The sequence below is a fragment of the Cellulomonas humilata genome, assembly GCF_030814415.1.
Lineage (GTDB): Bacteria > Actinomycetota > Actinomycetes > Actinomycetales > Cellulomonadaceae > Cellulomonas > Cellulomonas humilata_A.
Genome location: NZ_JAUSVB010000008.1, coordinates 34,582 through 51,888, shown reverse-complemented (window position 1 = coordinate 51,888; position 17,307 = coordinate 34,582). Strand labels below are relative to the sequence as shown.

At 62.6% G+C, this 17,307-nt stretch carries 16 protein-coding genes; 7 read left to right on the top strand and 9 right to left on the bottom strand.

From position 1 onward, the window contains the following. Positions 1-249: 249 nt before the first annotated feature. From J2X26_RS21530 to J2X26_RS21515, 4 genes are all read left to right on the top strand, one after another. Positions 250-1,008 (top strand): hypothetical protein, encoded by a 759-nt coding sequence (locus J2X26_RS21530; RefSeq protein WP_307494767.1) that lies wholly within the window; start codon positions 250-252, stop codon positions 1,006-1,008. A gap of 441 nt (positions 1,009-1,449) precedes the next feature. Beyond that, positions 1,450-1,680 carry a diacylglycerol/lipid kinase family protein gene (locus tag J2X26_RS21525; protein WP_307494790.1) on the top strand — a complete coding sequence of 77 codons (231 nt, stop codon included), beginning with the start codon at positions 1,450-1,452 and terminating at the stop codon, positions 1,678-1,680. A gap of 319 nt (positions 1,681-1,999) precedes the next feature. Next, the gene (locus J2X26_RS21520) at positions 2,000-2,866 is read left to right on the top strand and encodes a hypothetical protein (protein ID WP_307494766.1); all 867 of its coding nucleotides are present in this window, start codon (positions 2,000-2,002) and stop codon (positions 2,864-2,866) included. Continuing rightward, positions 2,863-3,420: a restriction endonuclease gene (locus tag J2X26_RS21515; RefSeq protein ID WP_307494765.1), complete on the top strand. Its 558-nt coding sequence runs from the start codon at positions 2,863-2,865 to the stop codon at positions 3,418-3,420. The genes J2X26_RS21520 and J2X26_RS21515 overlap by 4 nt, the downstream gene beginning before the upstream one ends. A 208-nt stretch (positions 3,421-3,628) precedes the next feature. Here the strand turns inward: J2X26_RS21515 and J2X26_RS21510 are convergent, their stop codons facing one another. Further along, on the bottom strand, positions 3,629-4,354 hold the full coding sequence (locus J2X26_RS21510; RefSeq protein ID WP_307494764.1) for a hypothetical protein: 726 nt from the start codon (positions 4,352-4,354) through the stop codon (positions 3,629-3,631). 329 nt (positions 4,355-4,683) lie between these two features. Here J2X26_RS21510 and J2X26_RS21505 point away from each other — a divergent pair, with 329 nt between their 5' ends. From J2X26_RS21505 to J2X26_RS21495, 3 genes are all read left to right on the top strand, one after another. Further along, complete coding sequence (locus J2X26_RS21505) at positions 4,684-5,388, top strand: hypothetical protein (RefSeq protein ID WP_307494763.1); 705 nt, start codon at positions 4,684-4,686, stop codon at positions 5,386-5,388. Positions 5,389-5,473: 85 nt separating this feature from the next. Next, positions 5,474-6,499 (top strand): hypothetical protein, encoded by a 1,026-nt coding sequence (locus tag J2X26_RS21500; protein WP_307494762.1) that lies wholly within the window; start codon positions 5,474-5,476, stop codon positions 6,497-6,499. Positions 6,500-6,615: 116 nt separating this feature from the next. Beyond that, positions 6,616-6,849 carry a hypothetical protein gene (locus J2X26_RS21495; RefSeq protein ID WP_307494761.1) on the top strand — a complete coding sequence of 78 codons (234 nt, stop codon included), beginning with the start codon at positions 6,616-6,618 and terminating at the stop codon, positions 6,847-6,849. Positions 6,850-7,184: 335 nt separating this feature from the next. Here J2X26_RS21495 and J2X26_RS21490 read toward each other — a convergent pair whose 3' ends face one another. The 8 genes from J2X26_RS21490 to J2X26_RS21460 all read right to left on the bottom strand — a co-directional run bounded on the left by J2X26_RS21490 (position 7,185) and on the right by J2X26_RS21460 (position 17,307). Further along, on the bottom strand, positions 7,185-9,704 hold the full coding sequence (locus J2X26_RS21490; RefSeq protein ID WP_307494760.1) for an AAA family ATPase: 2,520 nt from the start codon (positions 9,702-9,704) through the stop codon (positions 7,185-7,187). Between the two features lie 588 nt (positions 9,705-10,292). Next, positions 10,293-10,730, bottom strand: coding sequence for a hypothetical protein (locus J2X26_RS21485; protein WP_307494759.1), 438 nt, complete (start codon positions 10,728-10,730; stop codon positions 10,293-10,295). 424 nt (positions 10,731-11,154) lie between these two features. Next, positions 11,155-11,700, bottom strand: coding sequence for a DUF1643 domain-containing protein (locus J2X26_RS21700; protein WP_368671712.1), 546 nt, complete (start codon positions 11,698-11,700; stop codon positions 11,155-11,157). Continuing rightward, the gene (locus J2X26_RS21480; RefSeq protein ID WP_307494758.1) at positions 11,697-13,055 is read right to left on the bottom strand and encodes a DNA methyltransferase; all 1,359 of its coding nucleotides are present in this window, start codon (positions 13,053-13,055) and stop codon (positions 11,697-11,699) included. Before J2X26_RS21480 ends, J2X26_RS21700 begins: the two co-directional genes overlap by 4 nt. Then, positions 13,052-13,918, bottom strand: coding sequence for a ParB/RepB/Spo0J family partition protein (locus J2X26_RS21475; RefSeq protein ID WP_307494757.1), 867 nt, complete (start codon positions 13,916-13,918; stop codon positions 13,052-13,054). The genes J2X26_RS21480 and J2X26_RS21475 overlap by 4 nt, the downstream gene beginning before the upstream one ends. After that, on the bottom strand, positions 13,915-14,769 hold the full coding sequence (locus J2X26_RS21470) for a ParB/RepB/Spo0J family partition protein (RefSeq protein WP_307494756.1): 855 nt from the start codon (positions 14,767-14,769) through the stop codon (positions 13,915-13,917). Before J2X26_RS21470 ends, J2X26_RS21475 begins: the two co-directional genes overlap by 4 nt. A gap of 199 nt (positions 14,770-14,968) precedes the next feature. Continuing rightward, the gene (locus tag J2X26_RS21465; RefSeq protein ID WP_307494755.1) at positions 14,969-15,328 is read right to left on the bottom strand and encodes a hypothetical protein; all 360 of its coding nucleotides are present in this window, start codon (positions 15,326-15,328) and stop codon (positions 14,969-14,971) included. Continuing rightward, complete coding sequence (locus tag J2X26_RS21460; RefSeq protein ID WP_307494754.1) at positions 15,325-17,307, bottom strand: AAA family ATPase; 1,983 nt, start codon at positions 17,305-17,307, stop codon at positions 15,325-15,327. Before J2X26_RS21460 ends, J2X26_RS21465 begins: the two co-directional genes overlap by 4 nt.

Below are 17,307 nucleotides of genomic sequence, written 5' to 3'. Positions count from 1 at the left end.
CTGCCGGCTCTCGTCTTGGGGCGTCGCGTGCCGCGCCGGTCTGTCAGCGCGATGCACCTCGCGCGATCCTGGCGCCACTCGCGTGGCGTCATGCCGAAGCGAACGTGGAACCGTCGACTGTGCGCCGGGTCCGCGAACCCCCAGCCAGGTCGCCGTCCGATCGTCACGCCGGGCTGAGGAGTCTCGGTGGCTGGGCGACCGGCGGAGGTGGCCGCTCAAGGGTGAGGGTGAGTGCGCCGATGGCTCCACATGGGATCGTTCGCCCGAGCGGGCGCTCGTGAAGCAGCACGGTATGCAGCGCGCACCTCGGGCGCCCGCCGCGGCTCAGGTTCTGATGGTCGTCGGCCGACGCCGTCGCAATGGGCGCACGCGGGGCTTCCATCGCATGAGGATTTGCTGGCGGCCGGCGCCCCGGCGCTCCCGGACGGCTGGACGTACGAGCTGAGCCCGTTGAACGACGCAGCGGAGGCGCTCGGCACCCTGCACGTGCGTGACCCCCGCGAACGCATCGTCCGTGCCGCCCCATTCGATCTGCGTGGTGTGATCAGCGCTCTCCAACCAGCGGTAGTCGCGTCGCGGCTGGAGCGGATCACCGAACAGGAGATCGCGACGGCGGCAAGCCTTGCGGACCGGACGTCGGGTGCGGCTCGTCGATCCGGGTCAGCACAGCGAGACCAGGTGCTTCCGCCGAACCCGACTACGCCGTTCGTTGTGACGTTCCACGCTGACCTGGTCGCGCACGGTGCACCCGCTCTGCCCAACGGTTGGGCGTACGCACTCGGCGAAGGGCCAGACCTGGTCGTAGTGGACGCTCACGGTGTGCAGCAGCAGTCGTCCCGCATTGACACGTTCAACTTGACACCGCCGGAACTCGCCCGTGTGGCCGCCTCAATGCACGAACGCCACCCGTCTCGCGGAGTGTCGCAAGGTGCGGGGTCCACGGGCGGGGTGAACTGGACTCTGATCATGGGAGTGGTGGTTCTCGTGCTGTGGCTGGTGGTCAGGTAGGCCACCGACTAAAGAACGGCGAGGGATGCCCATACATGGCGTCGAATTCATCGCCACTCCGTCACCGCGCGGGGGATCTCTCGGTACGGCCCACGACGAGCGGACCCAAAATCCGTGCAGCGTCAGCAGCGGGAAGACGCCGCGCCGCATCAGGCTCGAGCTCCCGACCGCCGTGCGCGTAGATCTCGGCCAGGGCGGCGTTACCGGCGGTGCGCAACGGGGCGCGCCGCCCGATCACTCGCTAACCATTCCCTAGCCATCACCGCTCGCCGACCTCAACGTGACTAACTATCGTCGGTATCCGGATTGATCGGGCGGCGGCAAGGCGATTAGGTTCCGGCTCGGCGATCGCTGCCGCGACCTTGGCGTCGAGCCCGTCGTGCTGGGTCCGGGTGACGACCTCGGGGCGCTGCCTGAGGCCGCCGTCGCGCGGGCAGCGACCTGCTCGGCATGGCCGGCGGCGACGGCTCGCAGGCCCTGGTTGCCGCCGTCACGGCCCGGCACGGGATTCCGTTCGTCGTGGTGCCCGCTGGCACGCGCAACCACTTCGCCCGCGACCTCGGCGTCGGAACGGGTGTCGTCGGCTCCCTGGCGGCATTCGTCGATGGCGTCGATGTCCGCGTCGACATGGCCGAGGTCAACGGCCGGGTGTTAGTCAACAACGCATCGTAGTGTTCGTACGCCCAGCTTGTCCGCTCCGCCGCATTGTCGGAATTCGAAGGTCCGCACTGCCGTCGAGCTGCTGCCCGAGTTGGTCGGCCCGTCGGCCGCGCCCGTCGACCTGCGGTACGCGCTGCCTGGTGGCGGGCTGGCGACGACGGCCCAAGTGCTTCTCGTGTCAAACATCCCTATGACCTGTCCGTTGCACCGCGCGGCGCAGGACGTCCGCGGTTCGACTCTCTGGCCTGCTGGGCGTCGCCTCGGTGCGCGCCGTGAGCAGTGCGGAGGCAGAACAGCTGGCCACGGGTGACGGAAGCGTAGATTGTCATTCGTGGACGTTCTGGTCATCTCGGATTCGAAATCCGGCCGTTCTCTTGTGACCCGAGTGTTGACGAACTTGGGTCACCGAGTCGTCGATGCCGGAACCGCTGGCGTGGGTACTCAGCTCGCCAGCCGTAGTTGGCAGGCAGACGTCGCAGTAGCCGCACTCGTGGCTGCTCAGCCGACTCGCCTGCGCTTCGGAGCCGTAGGGGTGGAACTGGGCATCGCGCTGGGGCGAGGCGTTCCAATCCTGCTGGTCGCGAAGCCAGGACTCTCTGTGCCGTTCCTGTACGGAATCCCCCGCGTCGACTACGCCGACGACGAGGTCTTGCTTGCAGCCCAGCTGGAGTTGCTGTTGTCTGGCGTTTCCGCAGGCGCACGTCGAGAGGTGTTTCAGCGTCCAAAGTCACCGACGTCAATGCCACTCGAGCCGCCTCCTTCGAAGGATCTTGGACGCGCACGCTCGTTCGAGCGCGAGATTGGTTCGTTGTTAAAGTCGCATGCGGGAGAAGACGTAGTTATCTACGAGGGAGCGGCGCTGCCAGACGATGTCAGCGAGGTCGACTTTGCCGTGCTCTTCCCAGAAGAAGGCAGCGATTTGCGCGTTGTCTTGGTTGAAGTCAAAAGTGGAGCGCGGACAAAAGACCCGTCCGCGTCGCGTCGAATCCTAATCGAATCGGCTCGGAAGTTATCGGAGAGGGTGAGAGTTTCCCGGTCCGGACTCGGACTCCTGGTCTACGATGGCGAAGCCATTAATCTACCTACCACTCCGATGACAGTAGCCCTTTCGCTCCGCCAACTTGAGAGCCGCTTGGCGCTGGAACCCTTCGACCAGGTCCTCCGGCGTGCCCGCAACGAAGCAATTCACGCGCTATGACCGGCGGAATCGCGGGTCCGGACTTGCAATCGATCTCCGGCGCGATCGTCGCGCAGATGCTCGCCGAGATCGACGCTCAGGCAACGAACGACTCGCGAGGAAAGTCCTTCGAGGCGCTCGCCGAGTACCTGTTTCTATCACTCGGTTGCCGGACCAAGCGCAACATCACGAGCCCACTGCACGCCGAACAACTCGATCTGGTTGCTGCGCACCTCGGAGCACTAAACCCTCTTCCGACCTTCTTCATCGTCGAGTGCAAATGGTGGGACCGCAAGGTCGATAGTGCGGCAGTCGGATATTTCGTCAATACCTGTAGAAGCCGTAAAGCGAAGCTCGCGATAGTCTTCGCTAGGAATGGCCTCACAGGGAGCAGTAGATCCCAAACCGCTGCCCACTCGGTGGCTTTCGGTGCCGCAAACGACGGCGTACATCTCATTGTCGTAACCGAAGCCGACATCGCAGGATTGACTAGTAACGATGACTTCGCGGCCATGCTCATCGACGCCTGGATCATGGCGGTCGCCGGAGCCGGGGTGGGCCTGTCTTCGCGCTGAGAAGGGCTGCGCCGTAGGCGTGCTGATCCCGCTCCCCCCATCCAGCCGTGGCGAAGACGCTGTGGCAACGCAGGGACCTGTCACCGCCACCGACGCCGGGCCACCCGCTCAGGTCACTGGACACCCTCCTCAAGGGCCGGGTGCCTGTGGATAGAGGACAAGACTGACGAGCACGCACGGCACCTCGACACTCGCAGCGCTGGACAACTCACCAGGACAGTCGACGCACCTCACCCGGCGGCATCCCCTTGCGGGCGGCCCATCCGCGGACGTACTCGAAGAGTTCCTCGGTCGCGCGAGTTGAGGCCGCGTAGATCTCCTGCCAGAGCGACGCACGAATCACAGAAGGATCTACTGGAACTCCCATGAAGAATGCGTCGTCATCGCCGCCCTGGGTGGTGGTCCTCATGTGGCTGACCGAGAAGTGCACCCACCCGGACGTCTCACGGTAAACCGGCGTCGCCCAGCCGTGCACCTCGCGCGCCAGCGCCTGGAGACGACCGTCGGTGAGGTACTTGCCTTCAGAATCCCTGATCTTGCGGAACTCCTCGCCGCGTTGAAGCCGGCTTGTGAGGTCGTCGAGGTCTGGCCCGCTCGCGATGTAGTGCGCCCTGAACAGCGTGTCGAGTTGCAGGCGGAGCAGGGGGGCCGCGGCGTGCACGTTGTACGTGTCGACGGCGTCGATAAGTGCATCCACGACCCCGTAGCTCCGTTGGAGCATCGCAGTGACGATCAGGTCCGGCAGGAACACCTTGCCGTCCGCAACCTCCAGGGCTCGGGCTGTGATCGTGAGGTGATCCACACGAAGCTGGTCGAGTCGTTGGCGCGGCTCGACCAAGCTCGGGAACCGGCTGGCCGAGCCACCGAGAGGTGATGGCTTCAATTGGCGAGGGGGACGGACGACCGGGAACGGATCAGGAAGCGGCTGGCTCACTGCACCACCCTGTCGCACACTCAGCCGGATTCCGCGCAAGTCGTGCGTTCTCGTGGCGCCGCGGATACTCCTCGCGCTCGTTCGCGACCTAGCGACATTTCGCCACGATCGCGCTGGAGACGTTTGACGGCTATCGCCGGTCGGTTGCCCTTCTCGCCCTTCGCCAGCAGGCTCCTACGTTCCTTCGCGGCCCCCTTTCGCGGGCGTGCCTCCGCCGCAGCGCTAGCCACTCCCAGCCCGGGTAGGAGTGGGGCGCTCTGTTCCCTCATCTGCGGGGAGAGACATGAGACGGTCACGTATATGTGCGTTGAAGCCTACGGTTGTTGTCCATGACCGACCGCGTGGACATCGAAGGCCCGTCCGACCCGATCGACGGGGCGCCAGATCCAGTCTCGGTCGGCGAGGTACCCGAGCCTTGGTCGGCGACGCTGGCGCGCGCCGGCCTGAACCTCATTCCGATCGTTGGCGGCTCGATCGACGTCCTCGCTGCACGTGTCAACGAGGGAATGGTCTACAAGCGTCGGCAGCTCTACGCCGACGTCCTCCGCCGGGTGCAGGTTGAGGAGCTCGTAGCTGCGCTCGATCGGGACCCAGTGCTGGAGGCGGTGTGGTCGCAGGCAGTTCTCGCATGTGTGCGCACCGGTGTGACCGCAAAACGACGGCTGCTGGCCAAGGTGATCAGCCAGGCGGTGCTTGACGATGCGCTCGTGGAGCAGACCCAACTAGTCGTTGACGCGCTCGAACATCTGGATGCTCCGCATCTGCGGGCTCTGGAGCGATTCCGCCGCTTCATAGACTCGATCGAGCCGCAGACCATGCAGGTCAAGACGCGCGCGCGTGAGTTGTGGCATGGCGAGCCGGTACCGATCCGTGCGGCGCTCGTGCGCACCGGCTGCTCGACTGCGCCGATCACGCCGATCGGTGGGTTGTCGATGCCCTCGTACACCCAGGGCATGCTCTCGGACTTTGGCCGGCAACTGCTCGATTGGGTACGCGAGTGCGACGACGAGCGCGACGGCCTTTTGTCGTCGTAGCGCGTCGAGATGCAATGGCAGGAGTCGAAGCCGTACGGTGAGGAACCGTCCGAAGAGACAGGCGGAGACGGAAAGTGCGGCGCAGGTGAAGAGTCTCGAACTGATAATCGTGCAATTCAATGAGGTCGAGCGCCTTATCGCGATCGGGCGGGTTCCTCAGCTCCGGCTAGCGTATATCCTGCTCGACAGCGCCGTCGAATTGATCATGCATCGCATGGCAAAGTCCGAGTTGGATGGCGAACGCTATCCTTTCGCTCAACTGGAGAACTTGCGTCGAATCGAGACTGGGTCCGACCGCGTCTTTCGTGCGGAACGCCAGAGACTCGGCGCGGACTGGCTTCGGGCGGAGATCGAGAAGCTCGAAGCAACAGTGGTCTCGAAGAGAAGGCGAAGCAAGATCGACCGTGAGTTCGCGGAGAAGATTGACTTTCTGATTGGACGGGGCAGGCTGCCCAATGACCTCGGGCCAGTGCTCAAGAAACTACATGAATATCGGAACGAGACCTATCATCGTGACCATCACCGGATCGAGGTAATCCGACCCGCCGTGCTGGTATACGTCGACGCGGCCTGTACCGTGCTCGAAAACTACGAGCCCGACACTCTAATCAGCGGCGATTTCGATAAACCACTTGGCCCCGAGCTCGCGCTCCTCCACGAAGATCTCCCCACCCCTCGAGACCTGTTCCAGCTGCCCCATCTAGCCGCCAAGCAACTGAGGGAGGCTGTGCAACTCGACCTCAATGCGGTGCGGAGTGCGCTAGGCGAGCATCTCCTGGCGCGCCTTGCTGACCTCCAGGACAATATTGCGTACGTCGAGGAGAACCTCACCGGCCGTGATGTGATCCCTGGTGATGCAATCCTCGCAATGCAGATACAAGACGGCGACGCGGAAGCAATTTTCGACCCCGAGGTGATGCGGAGTCGAAACTACCCGCTGACGATGAACGACCTCAGGTCATGGGTCGAGAGGGCAACTGCCCTGGAGAGCATGAGCGACAAGCATGCACTCTTCACCGAGTTCGCAGCCATCGAGGACTGCTTTGAGAAAGTCGAACAGGTCGCCCGCAAAGCGGTCTGGGACATAGACGAGCAGGCAAACTGGCGCTAATCCAGGCAGCCATCGTCGCGAACGACCGGCCGCGCACCCTCGCGGGCCGCGCTCCGAGGGTGCCACGAGCCTGTCTCGACCGCGCCACAGCGGCGGCCGTGCCCTATCGTCCTGGCATGAAGCCCTGGAAGCTGGAAGTCGTCGATGCTCTCCGTGCTCTCGGGGGTTCGGCGTCGCTGGCGCAGATTTACGCACAGGTCAGGGTGCAGCGACCTGGCGTGGCGGGGTCCTGGGAAGCCACCGTCAGGAACGCTCTCGAGTGCCACTCGTCCGACTCCGCGAACTTCAAAGGCGAGGATCTGTTCGCTTTGGCGGCGCCGAAGGGCCACGGTATCTGGAGACTGCGTTGAGCGGTTTCCGCAACTCGACGGGCTGGATCACCTGGTCGGAATATCAGCAGCCGCGCCCTGGTGACGGAGCGACGGGGAATCGAAGGCGACTCGGTGAATACCGGCGGACGCACGCCAACTTCTGATCTGCACGTCTACGACCGTCGGTCGGTCGGTGCCCCCGCGCTTCGAAGCGATCCGTTGACATGGTCAACATGACCGCTTCGGCAGATGGATCACACCCGGATCTGCTGGCGGTGGCGCCGGCAGCGGTGTCACGATCTGTCTACCGGGTCCCGCACGCTCAACATGTGTCCGGGATCAGAGCGGAGCGATACGCGTGAACGTCAGCAGGCTCACGACTTGTCCTCGTTGAGCTTCTTCAGCTCCCGGAGTTCAGCCCAGCGCTGCTCGAGACCCGCCAGTGTCGGACTCACACCGAGAGTCACGAGTGGCTGAGAGTGACCGTCGATGTACCGGCAGGCCTCCTCAAACACCTCTGTGACCTTCGGGATGATGTCGCCAAGTTTGTCCGTGTTGACGTTCTGCAGCCGGGTCATGCCAACGTTCGGCTGGTATCGCTGCGTTACACCTTGGAACAGCTCGGTCTCGGTGAAGACCTCACACCATGACCTCAGCCAGCCGTAGCCAACCCGAACGAGCGCGTCGCGCGCCTCTCCATCCTGCTGCTTCGCAGCCTCGATCGTGGTGTTGATCTTCCCGCGGATACCGCTCAACGTGTCCCAACGAGGACCAGTCGCACGAGTCACCTTCCCCTTGCCGTCTTCATCAGTGACCTGGAAGTAGACGCACCGCTTCGACTTCTCGAATAGCCCAAGGAGCGTCGTCGCGAACAGGATGTCGTGAGTGAAGACGATGACCTGGTTGTCGTCGGCCAACCGCGCTATGCGCTGAGCAACCTCGTTTATCCGGCGATGGTCGAGGCTCGATACGGGGTCGTCGAAAATCACCGGTGCGGTGATGCCAGCCAGCCGTGCCTCAGCCAGGAAGTCGGCGAGCGCGAGCACCTTCTGCTCACCCTCCGACAGGACTTTCGATGGCTTGTGCCTGCCGCTCATAACCTTTCGCCGCTGCGCCCTGCCCTCGCGTCCCACGAACTGCAACTTCAGCGGTCGCGCTCGGAGCGCTTCGCACTCCTCGAGGAACAGCACGTCGAAGCTCTGGTTGATGAGCTGGTCGCTTGCGGTCTTCGCCAGCTCCGTGACCGCCCGTCCTTGCGACGGCAGTGGACGCTTGAGGGTCTTGAGCTGATCGGCCTCCTTGGCGCTCTTAACTTGAGCTTCGATCAGGGGCCAGGACTTGCCGAGCTCGACGGCGGCCTTGGACTCCAGCAGTTCCGCCTGCTTCTCTTCGAGCACTTGCGCCCGATTCTGCTGCAGCGTCTCCAGCGTCGAGATATTGGCGCCAACGGTGGCCAGAGCAGCCTCGACGTCAGCATTGGGGTTGGTGACGACGGCTGAGATCGTGAGGCTCGCGGGCTTGGCTTCGGCCACAGCGGTCGCCAGTGCACTGCTCGCACCCTCGATCGCCACAACCTGCGAGAAGTGGGTCGGCTTCTCTTCCTCGGCCGAGTACTCGCCAATGAAGGCGACAAGCTCGCTGTTCTTAATGTTCGTGATCTGACGCTTGAACCCAGCCATGATGGTGTCGGTGGCGCGGATGTCGGCTGAGATCTTGTCTTCGAGGTAGATCGAGTACCTGGCGATCAGCACCCGTGCGGGATCGAGAAGAGGCTGACGGCAGTAGAGGCAGCGATTCGAGTCGTGTGCCTCAAGCTCGACGAGGTGCTGGCGATGTTTCTCGCCAGCCTCGATGAAGTTGCTCCAGCTGTCGTCGGGATCCGCAGGTAGGTCCGCAGCGGCGAACAGCTCGCTCCGGAATGTCTCGTGGTCGACCGTGAGCTCTGCGCGCCTCACAAGTGTCTCGTTATAGGCAGTCGCATCGAACGCCAGGAGTGCCTCGGCAGCCGCCACAGCCTGCGTCAGGACGCGCTGCTCCGCCCTGAGCGCCGCGATCTGGGTGCCCATTGTGTTTGCCCGCAGTGCGCCTACGGCTTGGGTCAGAACGTCGAGCTTCTGGTCGGCATCGCCGTCTGTCACCGCCTTTGCCTTCAGATCAGCTAGATCGGTTGACGCCCCGAGCGCCTCGATCAGCGGATAAATGCGCGACCCGCGCTGGAACCTCGAGATGAGCCCAGAGCTACCCGCGCTGAGTGTGCCAATCGCCGCATCAATCTGGGCGGTGACCGCCTGGATGGCAGCCGTCACGTGGTTGAAGAGAGCTAGAGATGCCGGTGTGTATACGTAGTCGAGGTCATCGTCGACGTGGGTTGTCACCGCAGGACTGTCGAAGATCGACATGCGCGTGAACGGTGAGACTCCCCGCTCGCCGGTCCACGTCAGGCTTTGTTCGTCGTCGCCAAGCTTGAACTCCACCTTGGCGGTCTGCCCCTCGGCAGGGTCGGTCTCAACGTTGCCGAGGATCGTATCGGCGGTGCGGCTGTTCGCCAGAGCCTTGAAGATCCGTGAGTAACCGGTCTTCCCCGTGCCGTTCTCGCCGTACAGGATCGTCAGGCCCTCGTGCGGCTCGATCACGGCACCTGCAATCAGGGCGTTGACACCATGCACCTCGGAGAGGCGGGTCACGGCGAGTGGCGGTGCCGACTCGTCCAGCTGCGCCTCGAAGATGAGTTTGGCGACCGTCGGCAGCTCGCGCTTGTCGAGAGCCTTCTCCTGCCGGAAGACCTGGTAGGCCTTCTCGATCGTGGTGGCGCCGACAGGACGCCCAGTGACGATGACCTCCGAGACGAGCAGACGAACCCACTCGTCGTTGTCGTTCGCCCAGTGAGCGAGCAACGCACGAGGGTCAACCAATCCGGTTGCCGCCGACCCCGGGGCCTCCATTTGCTCCGACATCAGCCGTCGTACCTCTGGCTGGATCTGGACCGGCCCTTCAACGCCTGTCCGGCCACCTGGCACCTCTCCATGACTGACTCTGGCTCCTTCGCGGCGCGGCTGTTGGCGATCTCCACGTGGTGGTGCTCACGAATGCTGCCGATCGGCAGCAGCCAATTCATTGCGACACGCCTCGTCCCATCCGCGGCGGGCGGGAGGCTGGACAGGGCTGACCCGGGAACCGTAGCGTCTCGTCCCCGGTGTTCGACGGATATCGAGACGAACGGCAAGCACCGCTCCATAGAGCGACCGTCCGTGCGTCTCGAGCCCGTCCCCCGACTCAAAGGCAACGCGGGTGCTCGCACTCTTGGACGAACGACAACCTCGCACGGCTGGCCGTCGACATGCCCACATCGGTCGTTGCTCAGGCACCCATGCTCCGCACTCTGCGTGCCGGACTCAGCGGTCGTCGACGCGCGGCATCACCGGTTAAGAACGGTTGTACATTTGCGATTTAACCACCAGACTCGAGCCTTACGTCCGAGCCCCCTAGAAACCAACAATAAATGCTCCCTGAAGGGAAAGAGAGACTCCGCGCACTCTCGTCAAGGCTAGAAATTGATTTGCTACCGCATCGAATGCATTCGCGCCCTTGTACTTGTGTGGGAGAACAATTACCGCCCAATCGACCTCAGGAAGCGCGGCCGCCGCAAGCAGGGCCAGAAGTGCGGTGTTGTTTGCGGCGGCGCGACCGGTCTGGACACTTACCGTCACCGCGCGAGCCGAACTCACGTAGTCGATCTCCCATGCTGCGAAGCTTCCTCGGCCGCTGCCCGGTTTGAGACCGAACTCGCTCAGGATCGGGCCAATGGCTCCTTTAAGGAGCTGCCTATTCACGCCACCCGCTGAGCTAACCGTGTCTGCGAGCGCCGGCACACCCGCTACGACGGCATTGACGACTTCACGAACGTCTCCCGGGACCGTCACCGCATCGTGTGCAAAGCGGACCGAAGCGTAGCCGCCGTCGACTGCGGGCCGAGCGCCTTCGGCCCGAGGTGAATGCGTTAAGTCGTCGACAGAAGCTCCTGAGGTGGGGCTCGAAGGAGGGGGCGGCAGCACCGCAGCTGCCCGCGGGGCACCTCTAGGGACCCCATGCTGGTCGCAGTCAAAGGGCTTCACACCACGCGTCTCCGGACGCACAAACACGTGCCCAACGGAATAACACCAAAGAAGATCGTAGGCGCTCTGACCCTCGTCGTACTTCGCCAAGACCGAATTTGACCGCTCGGCACGCTCTGGAGCGCCATCGCGTTCCAGTGCCTCCACGAGGTCGGAAAGGGTCGACATCCTCACACTCACTCACAGTCGAATTCAAGAATAGCTCGAGGCCCAGGCGACACAGCGATCCGGATCAAAGAAGCTCCGAGAGTCGCCCACTCGTTAGGGCTGCAGCGTACCTCTCACTCGGCTCAAACTCAGAGAACCTGCCGTACTTATCGCTTACGTACTGGTGCCAACGGGAGGGGTGCCGAGGCCGCCCGCCGAACGTATGCATCTGGCTCCAGCCCTCAGAGTCAAGGAAAAGCACCAGCCATCGAATCTGGCTGCTGAGCAGGCTCCGTGAGGGCTCTCGGAACTTTGACAGCCCCCACGCTGCGACGACAACGTCCCGCTCCGGTCGGAGCATCTCAAGCGAAGACGCGAGGTGCTCGCGGGATGAGCGCCAACGTAGCTCGTCAGCCCCTACCGTCGGAAAGTCATCGAACGACTGCGATGGGACGTCAAGCAAGTTGACCGTGAGGGTGTCGTTGATCCCGAGACCGTCGGCGAGCCGCCGGACACCACCAAGCGTGCGGCTCCCGGTGCTCGAGCTCGGCGGATTGAGGCAGACGACTGCAAGCCGAGCAGCGCCGTTGTCAGCCTCCCCTTGACGGTCTCGGGGGGCACCCGCTATCACCTTGCGCGGTTGCGGCGGAGGCGATCGTGCGCGGCATCGGGCCCGCCGTCCCGGTACGGCTCGGACCAATCAATCTCGGTTCTACTAAGGTCCGGGTCCCCATCAGCGTGGGTGAGGATCAACGCACAATCTCGATTCGTCGCCTGCCCCTTGGTTTCACCCCAGATCCTGCTCACCTTGTTCTGCGTTGGTAGGTCATCCTCAACGAGCTCGAGCAAACGAAGATTGGTTTCCGACTTCACGTCGTCCCACAAGTTGGCGGCAAGCGGAACTGGTCGCTTTCCCGACTCTGCAACGTCACCGATCACGAGAACAGCGACGCCATCGCGCTTCAGAGAGCGCTCGACGCCGTGAAGCGTTCGCAGCATGAAGTCTCGGTACGTGGCGTACGTGTGGCTATGGTCAAGAGCTGCATCGAGCCGCTTTCGGCCCGCGCCTTGATCCCGAGAAACCCCGTCTATACCCAGAAGCCAGAGACGGATCCAGTTCGATGCGCCATAGTTTACGACCCCTAGGTATGGCGGCGAGGTCACGATGAGGTCGGCGTTGGCATGGGTTCCTTTGGACCCCATAAGCAGTTCGACTGCGTCTTGGTGGAAGGTCTGGCCGCCCTCGCCCGCATAGTCATCAAGGTAGAGGCGCGCCAGCTTGTCGCGCAGCCGCTCAAACACGTCCTGGTCTAGCTTCTGAAGGCCATTCTCCGCGATGTACTTCGCCACGTAGGAGGGCGACATGCTGAACGTATTTGGCATGCTGATGCTTAGGTACTGCGAGCTCCCGTCACGCCGCCATCCACCATGCATGATTCCCGCAAGTGCGCCGCCAACCATGAACTCGTTCGGCGACCACTGGTCAACCGGTGTGCTCAGCAGCCGCTCTCTCAAATAGACAAGCTGTCGCAGTGTGTTGTCGTGATACAGCATCCGAATGTCTTCAGACACATCGACGCCGTCGTAAGCAGAGAACCTGAATTGCTGCTCTAGTTCGTCCACGTAGGCGTTGACCGCGCGCCACCCCGGTGGGGCAACCTTCGCGCTCGAAAGCACAAACGCCAAGGGGCTCAAATCATTGCAGATCGCTCGCCGACCTTCCATTCTCGCCTGGAGGGCTGTCGTCCCGCGACCGCTAAAAGGGTCGACAACGAGATCTCCAGGCAGGGAATAGCGCTGAATGAAGTAGTGGGCAACCTTCGCAGGGAACATGCCGTAGTACGAGCACATCGCGTGCATTGCATGGCCCCAGCGAGAGCTCACGGTATGCCAAAGATCGCCATGCGAAGTGGTCCCGCCGTCGACCGATTCGGGCTCTGGAGAATCAAAATACGCGTCCTGCGACCAAATGGGGCTCGTGCTCATGACAAGTACTCCGACAGCGCTGTTGCGGCGACCCTAAGAACCGGCTCGCGCGTGTTTCGAGAGACCTCGATGAGCTTTCCTCGCACCTCACGAAGGTCTTCCATGTCTGCGCGGTCCGCGGCCCGCCGCAGGCCCAAGTCTCGTTTGATCGCTCGCACGTCCTCGCCGACGCGATAACAATCTGCGGGCAACGACGCCGTAACCGATTCCACGTGCTTTAGCTGATAGCGTGCGGCCTGTCCGAGCCGCGCGTCGCGAACCGCACCGTCAATCCACGCCTCAGGCTCCTGACCGCTTGAAAAGTGGACCAGGATCGCCCGCTCGAGACCAGTCTCGGTGAGGCGCAGCCATGCGTAAGGGTTGGATGCGGGAAAGACACCCACGTCCATCAGCTCAACAATCTTTGCGAAGAGACCACCGCGCTCGAGGAGGCGCCAAAGACCGGTGTAATTCCGAAGAGTCGCTGGTGAGACGCCGATAAACCTGGCGATCTCCAGCTTGCGCACGCTCTCCGCCCTGTGCAGGTGTTCTACCAACGTCGCGAGTTGGCTGGGCAAAAGATCTTGGTAGATGTCCGATTGAAACCGGATTTCGAACCGCCTGGAATAGTCGAGGAGATACGCGGGAACTGTGGAAAACCTCTGGGGATCACGTGATCGAATGTTTCTGACAGCCTGGAGACGCAGAATCCCATCGATCACCAGGTATCCGCCGGAGGGCTTCTTGACCACCTTAAGAGGCTCCGCCAGGCCAATCGCCTCAATAGAGGAGCGCAGCCGATCCTCGAACGAGCGGGTACTGGTAGAGCGGGAAAAGTCAGAGCTAACTTCGAGCTCATCGGGACGGATCTCAATGATCTTCACTGGGACACCAACGCCAACGTCGCACCATCGTCTTCAAATTGAGCGGGAAAGTGCAGTGCGAGCCGTCGAATGCGCTCCCTGACAGAACCATTGGGGAGGTTCGACATCGAATAGCATGCCCAGCTGAGCAGGGCCATGCGTTGGGCTCGCTGCCTCAGACCGAGATTTGACAACTCGCTCCAGCCGAGTCCGACAAAGATCGCCTCGAGTTCCTTAGTGCGGATCTCGGCACCGGATACAACTATGACCGCATCGTCTCGATCCGCTGGGTCGACATGCCGGGCAATGACAGCGTGAAGGGAGAGGCTGATTTCACCCGAGCGTAGAGCAGCCACTTCGGCCGTCGATGCATCTTCGAGTTGGGCGAGCAGCCGGCGAACCGTTGTCGCCGCGACGCCAAAGCGGCGCGCAATATCGGTCGTTTCCTCCCCGTTTTCCCGTGCCCTCCGAATCAGGAGGGCGCGGTCCACAGGGCGCATCCTGAGCCGCGCGACATTCTCAACCAGGAACTGGCGAACTTTCTCGTCCTGGCCGTAAGACTCGTCGACGACGATTGCCGGGATTTCATCCAGACCGAGGATGCGACAGGCGAGAGTTCTACCTTGACCCTTGATAAGAAGATAATCGTCGGTGTCATCGCCGGCAGGCCGAACCGTGATCGGTGTGAGAACGCCAAACTGTCGAATGGATTGTTGCAGTTCGAGATGACCTTCGCGATCCCTCTTGCGGCCAAGACCTTCCTCCGGCCGAATCCGGTCGACCCGTACGAGAGTGACCGTCGTTGCGCCTGCAGACGCGCCGCCACCGTCAGCGGTGGCGCCTCCCCGGTCGATGGCCTCAGAGCTCGCCACACATACCTACCCCTCTATCGTCTACGCGGATTCTGCCAGAGCGCCGGCAACACGAGCCGCCGACACACCCGCGCCGAACTCACCCTGCACGACTGCCGCGCCGGTCCAAGGCTACGCACGGGCACCGACACGGCTGCACGGGAACTGCGGCGCCCGCTCGTTGCCGCGCCGCGGCGTCGCATGCACGGACAAACGCCCTCTACCGGACTGCCTGCTCCATAATCTCGGCAAGATCCTCGTGGGCGGCGAGTCTGCGAGCTAGGTCACGCACACCCCAATCGGCAAGTTTCTCGGCAGCCCAGTACGGGCGATCAATATCAGGAAGGAAGATTGAAACGAGGACGGACAGACGCCCATCCGGATCGAGTCCGGTCGCTGCAAACTTCGTCTTGTTGCCGACGATGTCGACGCTATCCGGCGTCGTTCCTTGTGAAAGTGCGTAGGCAACGCCGAACTTATAGCCCACACCTTCGTTAAGAAAGACACCTTCGTCAACAAGTTTCTTGAGCGCGTTGTCGGCTTCTTGCCCGAGACCGATCTGCACCTTGTCGTCGCTCACGATGCCCTCTCTACACGCTGGATCGCAACGTTCTCCGGATCGTGGTCGGGCCTAACGAGGCGGTACTCGGCGCCGACGATGTCACCAACGACTTTCGCCGCCTCCTGCTCGGTAAGTTCCCCAGACTGCACGAAGAGCGACGCCTGAGACCCGAGTTGGGGGATCCACGTCCTGAGCACGTTGACTCTGTGCTCCTTGTCTAGGCGGCCGAGCGGGCTGTCGAGGATCACTGGTCCACCGCGCACGGCTACTTGCTTCAGGGCACCGATGAACGCGAGCGCCAAGAGCTGCCTCCCACCCTCGCTCGTCTGCCGCTCACGGCCATGCGGATCAAGGAGGTGCATGTCGAAGTCAGCACCGATCTTGACGTCCCCATAAGCCAAGGGGTCGCGGATGAGCCGCTTGAACTGGGCGGTGACGTCAAGTTCGACGGCCTCACGAACATTGTTTCGGTACTCCTGGATCGAGCTTTCGAAGGCATCGCCTAGGTATCCATAGAACGCGCTCAGCGCAGCTGGCTTTGGGTCGACTGACGGCAGCCGACTTAGTCTCGTAGCCAGCCTCCCCAGCTCCGCCTGAAACACCTGGAGATCAACGCTTCGCTTCTCAATCTTGTTCTCAAGATCCTCTTGCACCCGCCGAAGTTGCTCGACGGTCGCGGCCAGACTGCGGATTGCCGGGGCGCTGTGCTCCGCCAGGCGCCCGTTAATGTCATCGATTTCGCGCTGAGTCTCCGTCCGCGCCAACCGGGCTCTTTGGAGGCTGTTTACACGCTCCCGATAGAGCTTGACTGTCCGCTCATCAAGCACTCGCTGCAACTGTCGTTCTCGGTCGATGATCGACCGTACGTCGACCGTGCCGCCGAGCGCCGCAAGTTCGGCTCGCGCCGTCTCACGCTCCTCGTAGACGGCCGGGTCGGGAGCTGGAAGGCCTTGTCCACACGTCTCGCAGTTTCCACCGTGGATTCGAGCTTCGAGCGTTCGGATCCGCTGCAGTAGGCGGTCGCGCTGATCTCGTTGTAGCTCTGCTACCTCGAGCTCGGTCCGGGCGCGAGCCAGCGCCTCGGAGACCCCCTTGACGGCTACGGCGAACCATCCGTCCGTTAGGAATGCCTGGAGCGCGACCTTTCCTGCCTCATCGTCCTTCTTGAGGTCAGCGAGCCTTGCCTCAAGGTGTTCGAGCTGCTTGGCGTCCTCCTTGAGAGCTTCAACCGAGCGAAGTTCGTCCGACTTCGCCACATGGTCCAGTTTGACCTCGCCGAGCTTCGCGTGGAGCGCCTCAAGGTCCTTCTGAACGCTGGCGGACTGGTCACCGTAACGCTTCAGGTCGCCCTCGACCTTAGTGCGTTCGTTCCCTGCCTTCATCGACTTGGCGGCTGCCAAACTCGCTGCAGTCGTCATTTCAGCGATGTCGTCGTAGGCACGCTGGAGCGCCGGAACGCCGAGAACGCGATCGATCGAGTTGCGGATCTCACGCCGCTGATCCGTCGACCTCAAACGCTCAAAGAATCGCTCAAGGAGTTCGCCGTCAAACAAGAAGAAATCGGCAATCTGAGGATGTAGGAGATTTCCGATCTCGGCCGGAATTCGACTCCCGGCAATTGCTTCCGAGTCAATCCGAAGGTCAGCGTCCTGCTTCGGAGCGCCGCCCACAAAGCCAGATGCGGATCGGTGCAGATCGTACCGCTTTTCGTCCGCCGTAAACTGGAGTGTTACGCTCATGCTGTCTTCGCCCTCGCGATGGGCCCGCCGGTTGAAGCGGCTTTCGAGCTCGGTCGCATTCGGCAGGGATCCTCGAACGCCATTCCACGTCCCGTAAAGAGACCACCGCAAGGCGTTAAACATCTGCGTCTTGCCGAGCGTATTCTCTCCGTAGACTAGCGTTAGCGGCCGGTCGCCGGCTGCAGCAAAGTCGAGGGTGCTCTGCCCATAGTAGGGCCCAAAGTTTCGGACGGTCAGACGGACTAGCTCAAGACTCAT

Bases quoted from the DNA above. Each gene is read 5' to 3' on its own strand.
- J2X26_RS21515 (WP_307494765.1), top strand. From the start codon at position 2,863: ATGACCGGCGGAATCGCGGGTCCGGACTTGCAATCGATCTCCGGCGCG.
- J2X26_RS21505 (WP_307494763.1), top strand. From the start codon at position 4,684: ATGACCGACCGCGTGGACATCGAAGGCCCGTCCGACCCGATCGACGGG.
- J2X26_RS21480 (WP_307494758.1), bottom strand. From the start codon at position 13,055: ATGAGCACGAGCCCCATTTGGTCGCAGGACGCGTATTTTGATTCTCCA.
- J2X26_RS21495 (WP_307494761.1), top strand. From the start codon at position 6,616: ATGAAGCCCTGGAAGCTGGAAGTCGTCGATGCTCTCCGTGCTCTCGGG.
- J2X26_RS21530 (WP_307494767.1), top strand. From the start codon at position 250: ATGGGATCGTTCGCCCGAGCGGGCGCTCGTGAAGCAGCACGGTATGCA.
- J2X26_RS21460 (WP_307494754.1), bottom strand. From the start codon at position 17,307: ATGAGTCTTGAGCTAGTCCGTCTGACCGTCCGAAACTTTGGGCCCTAC.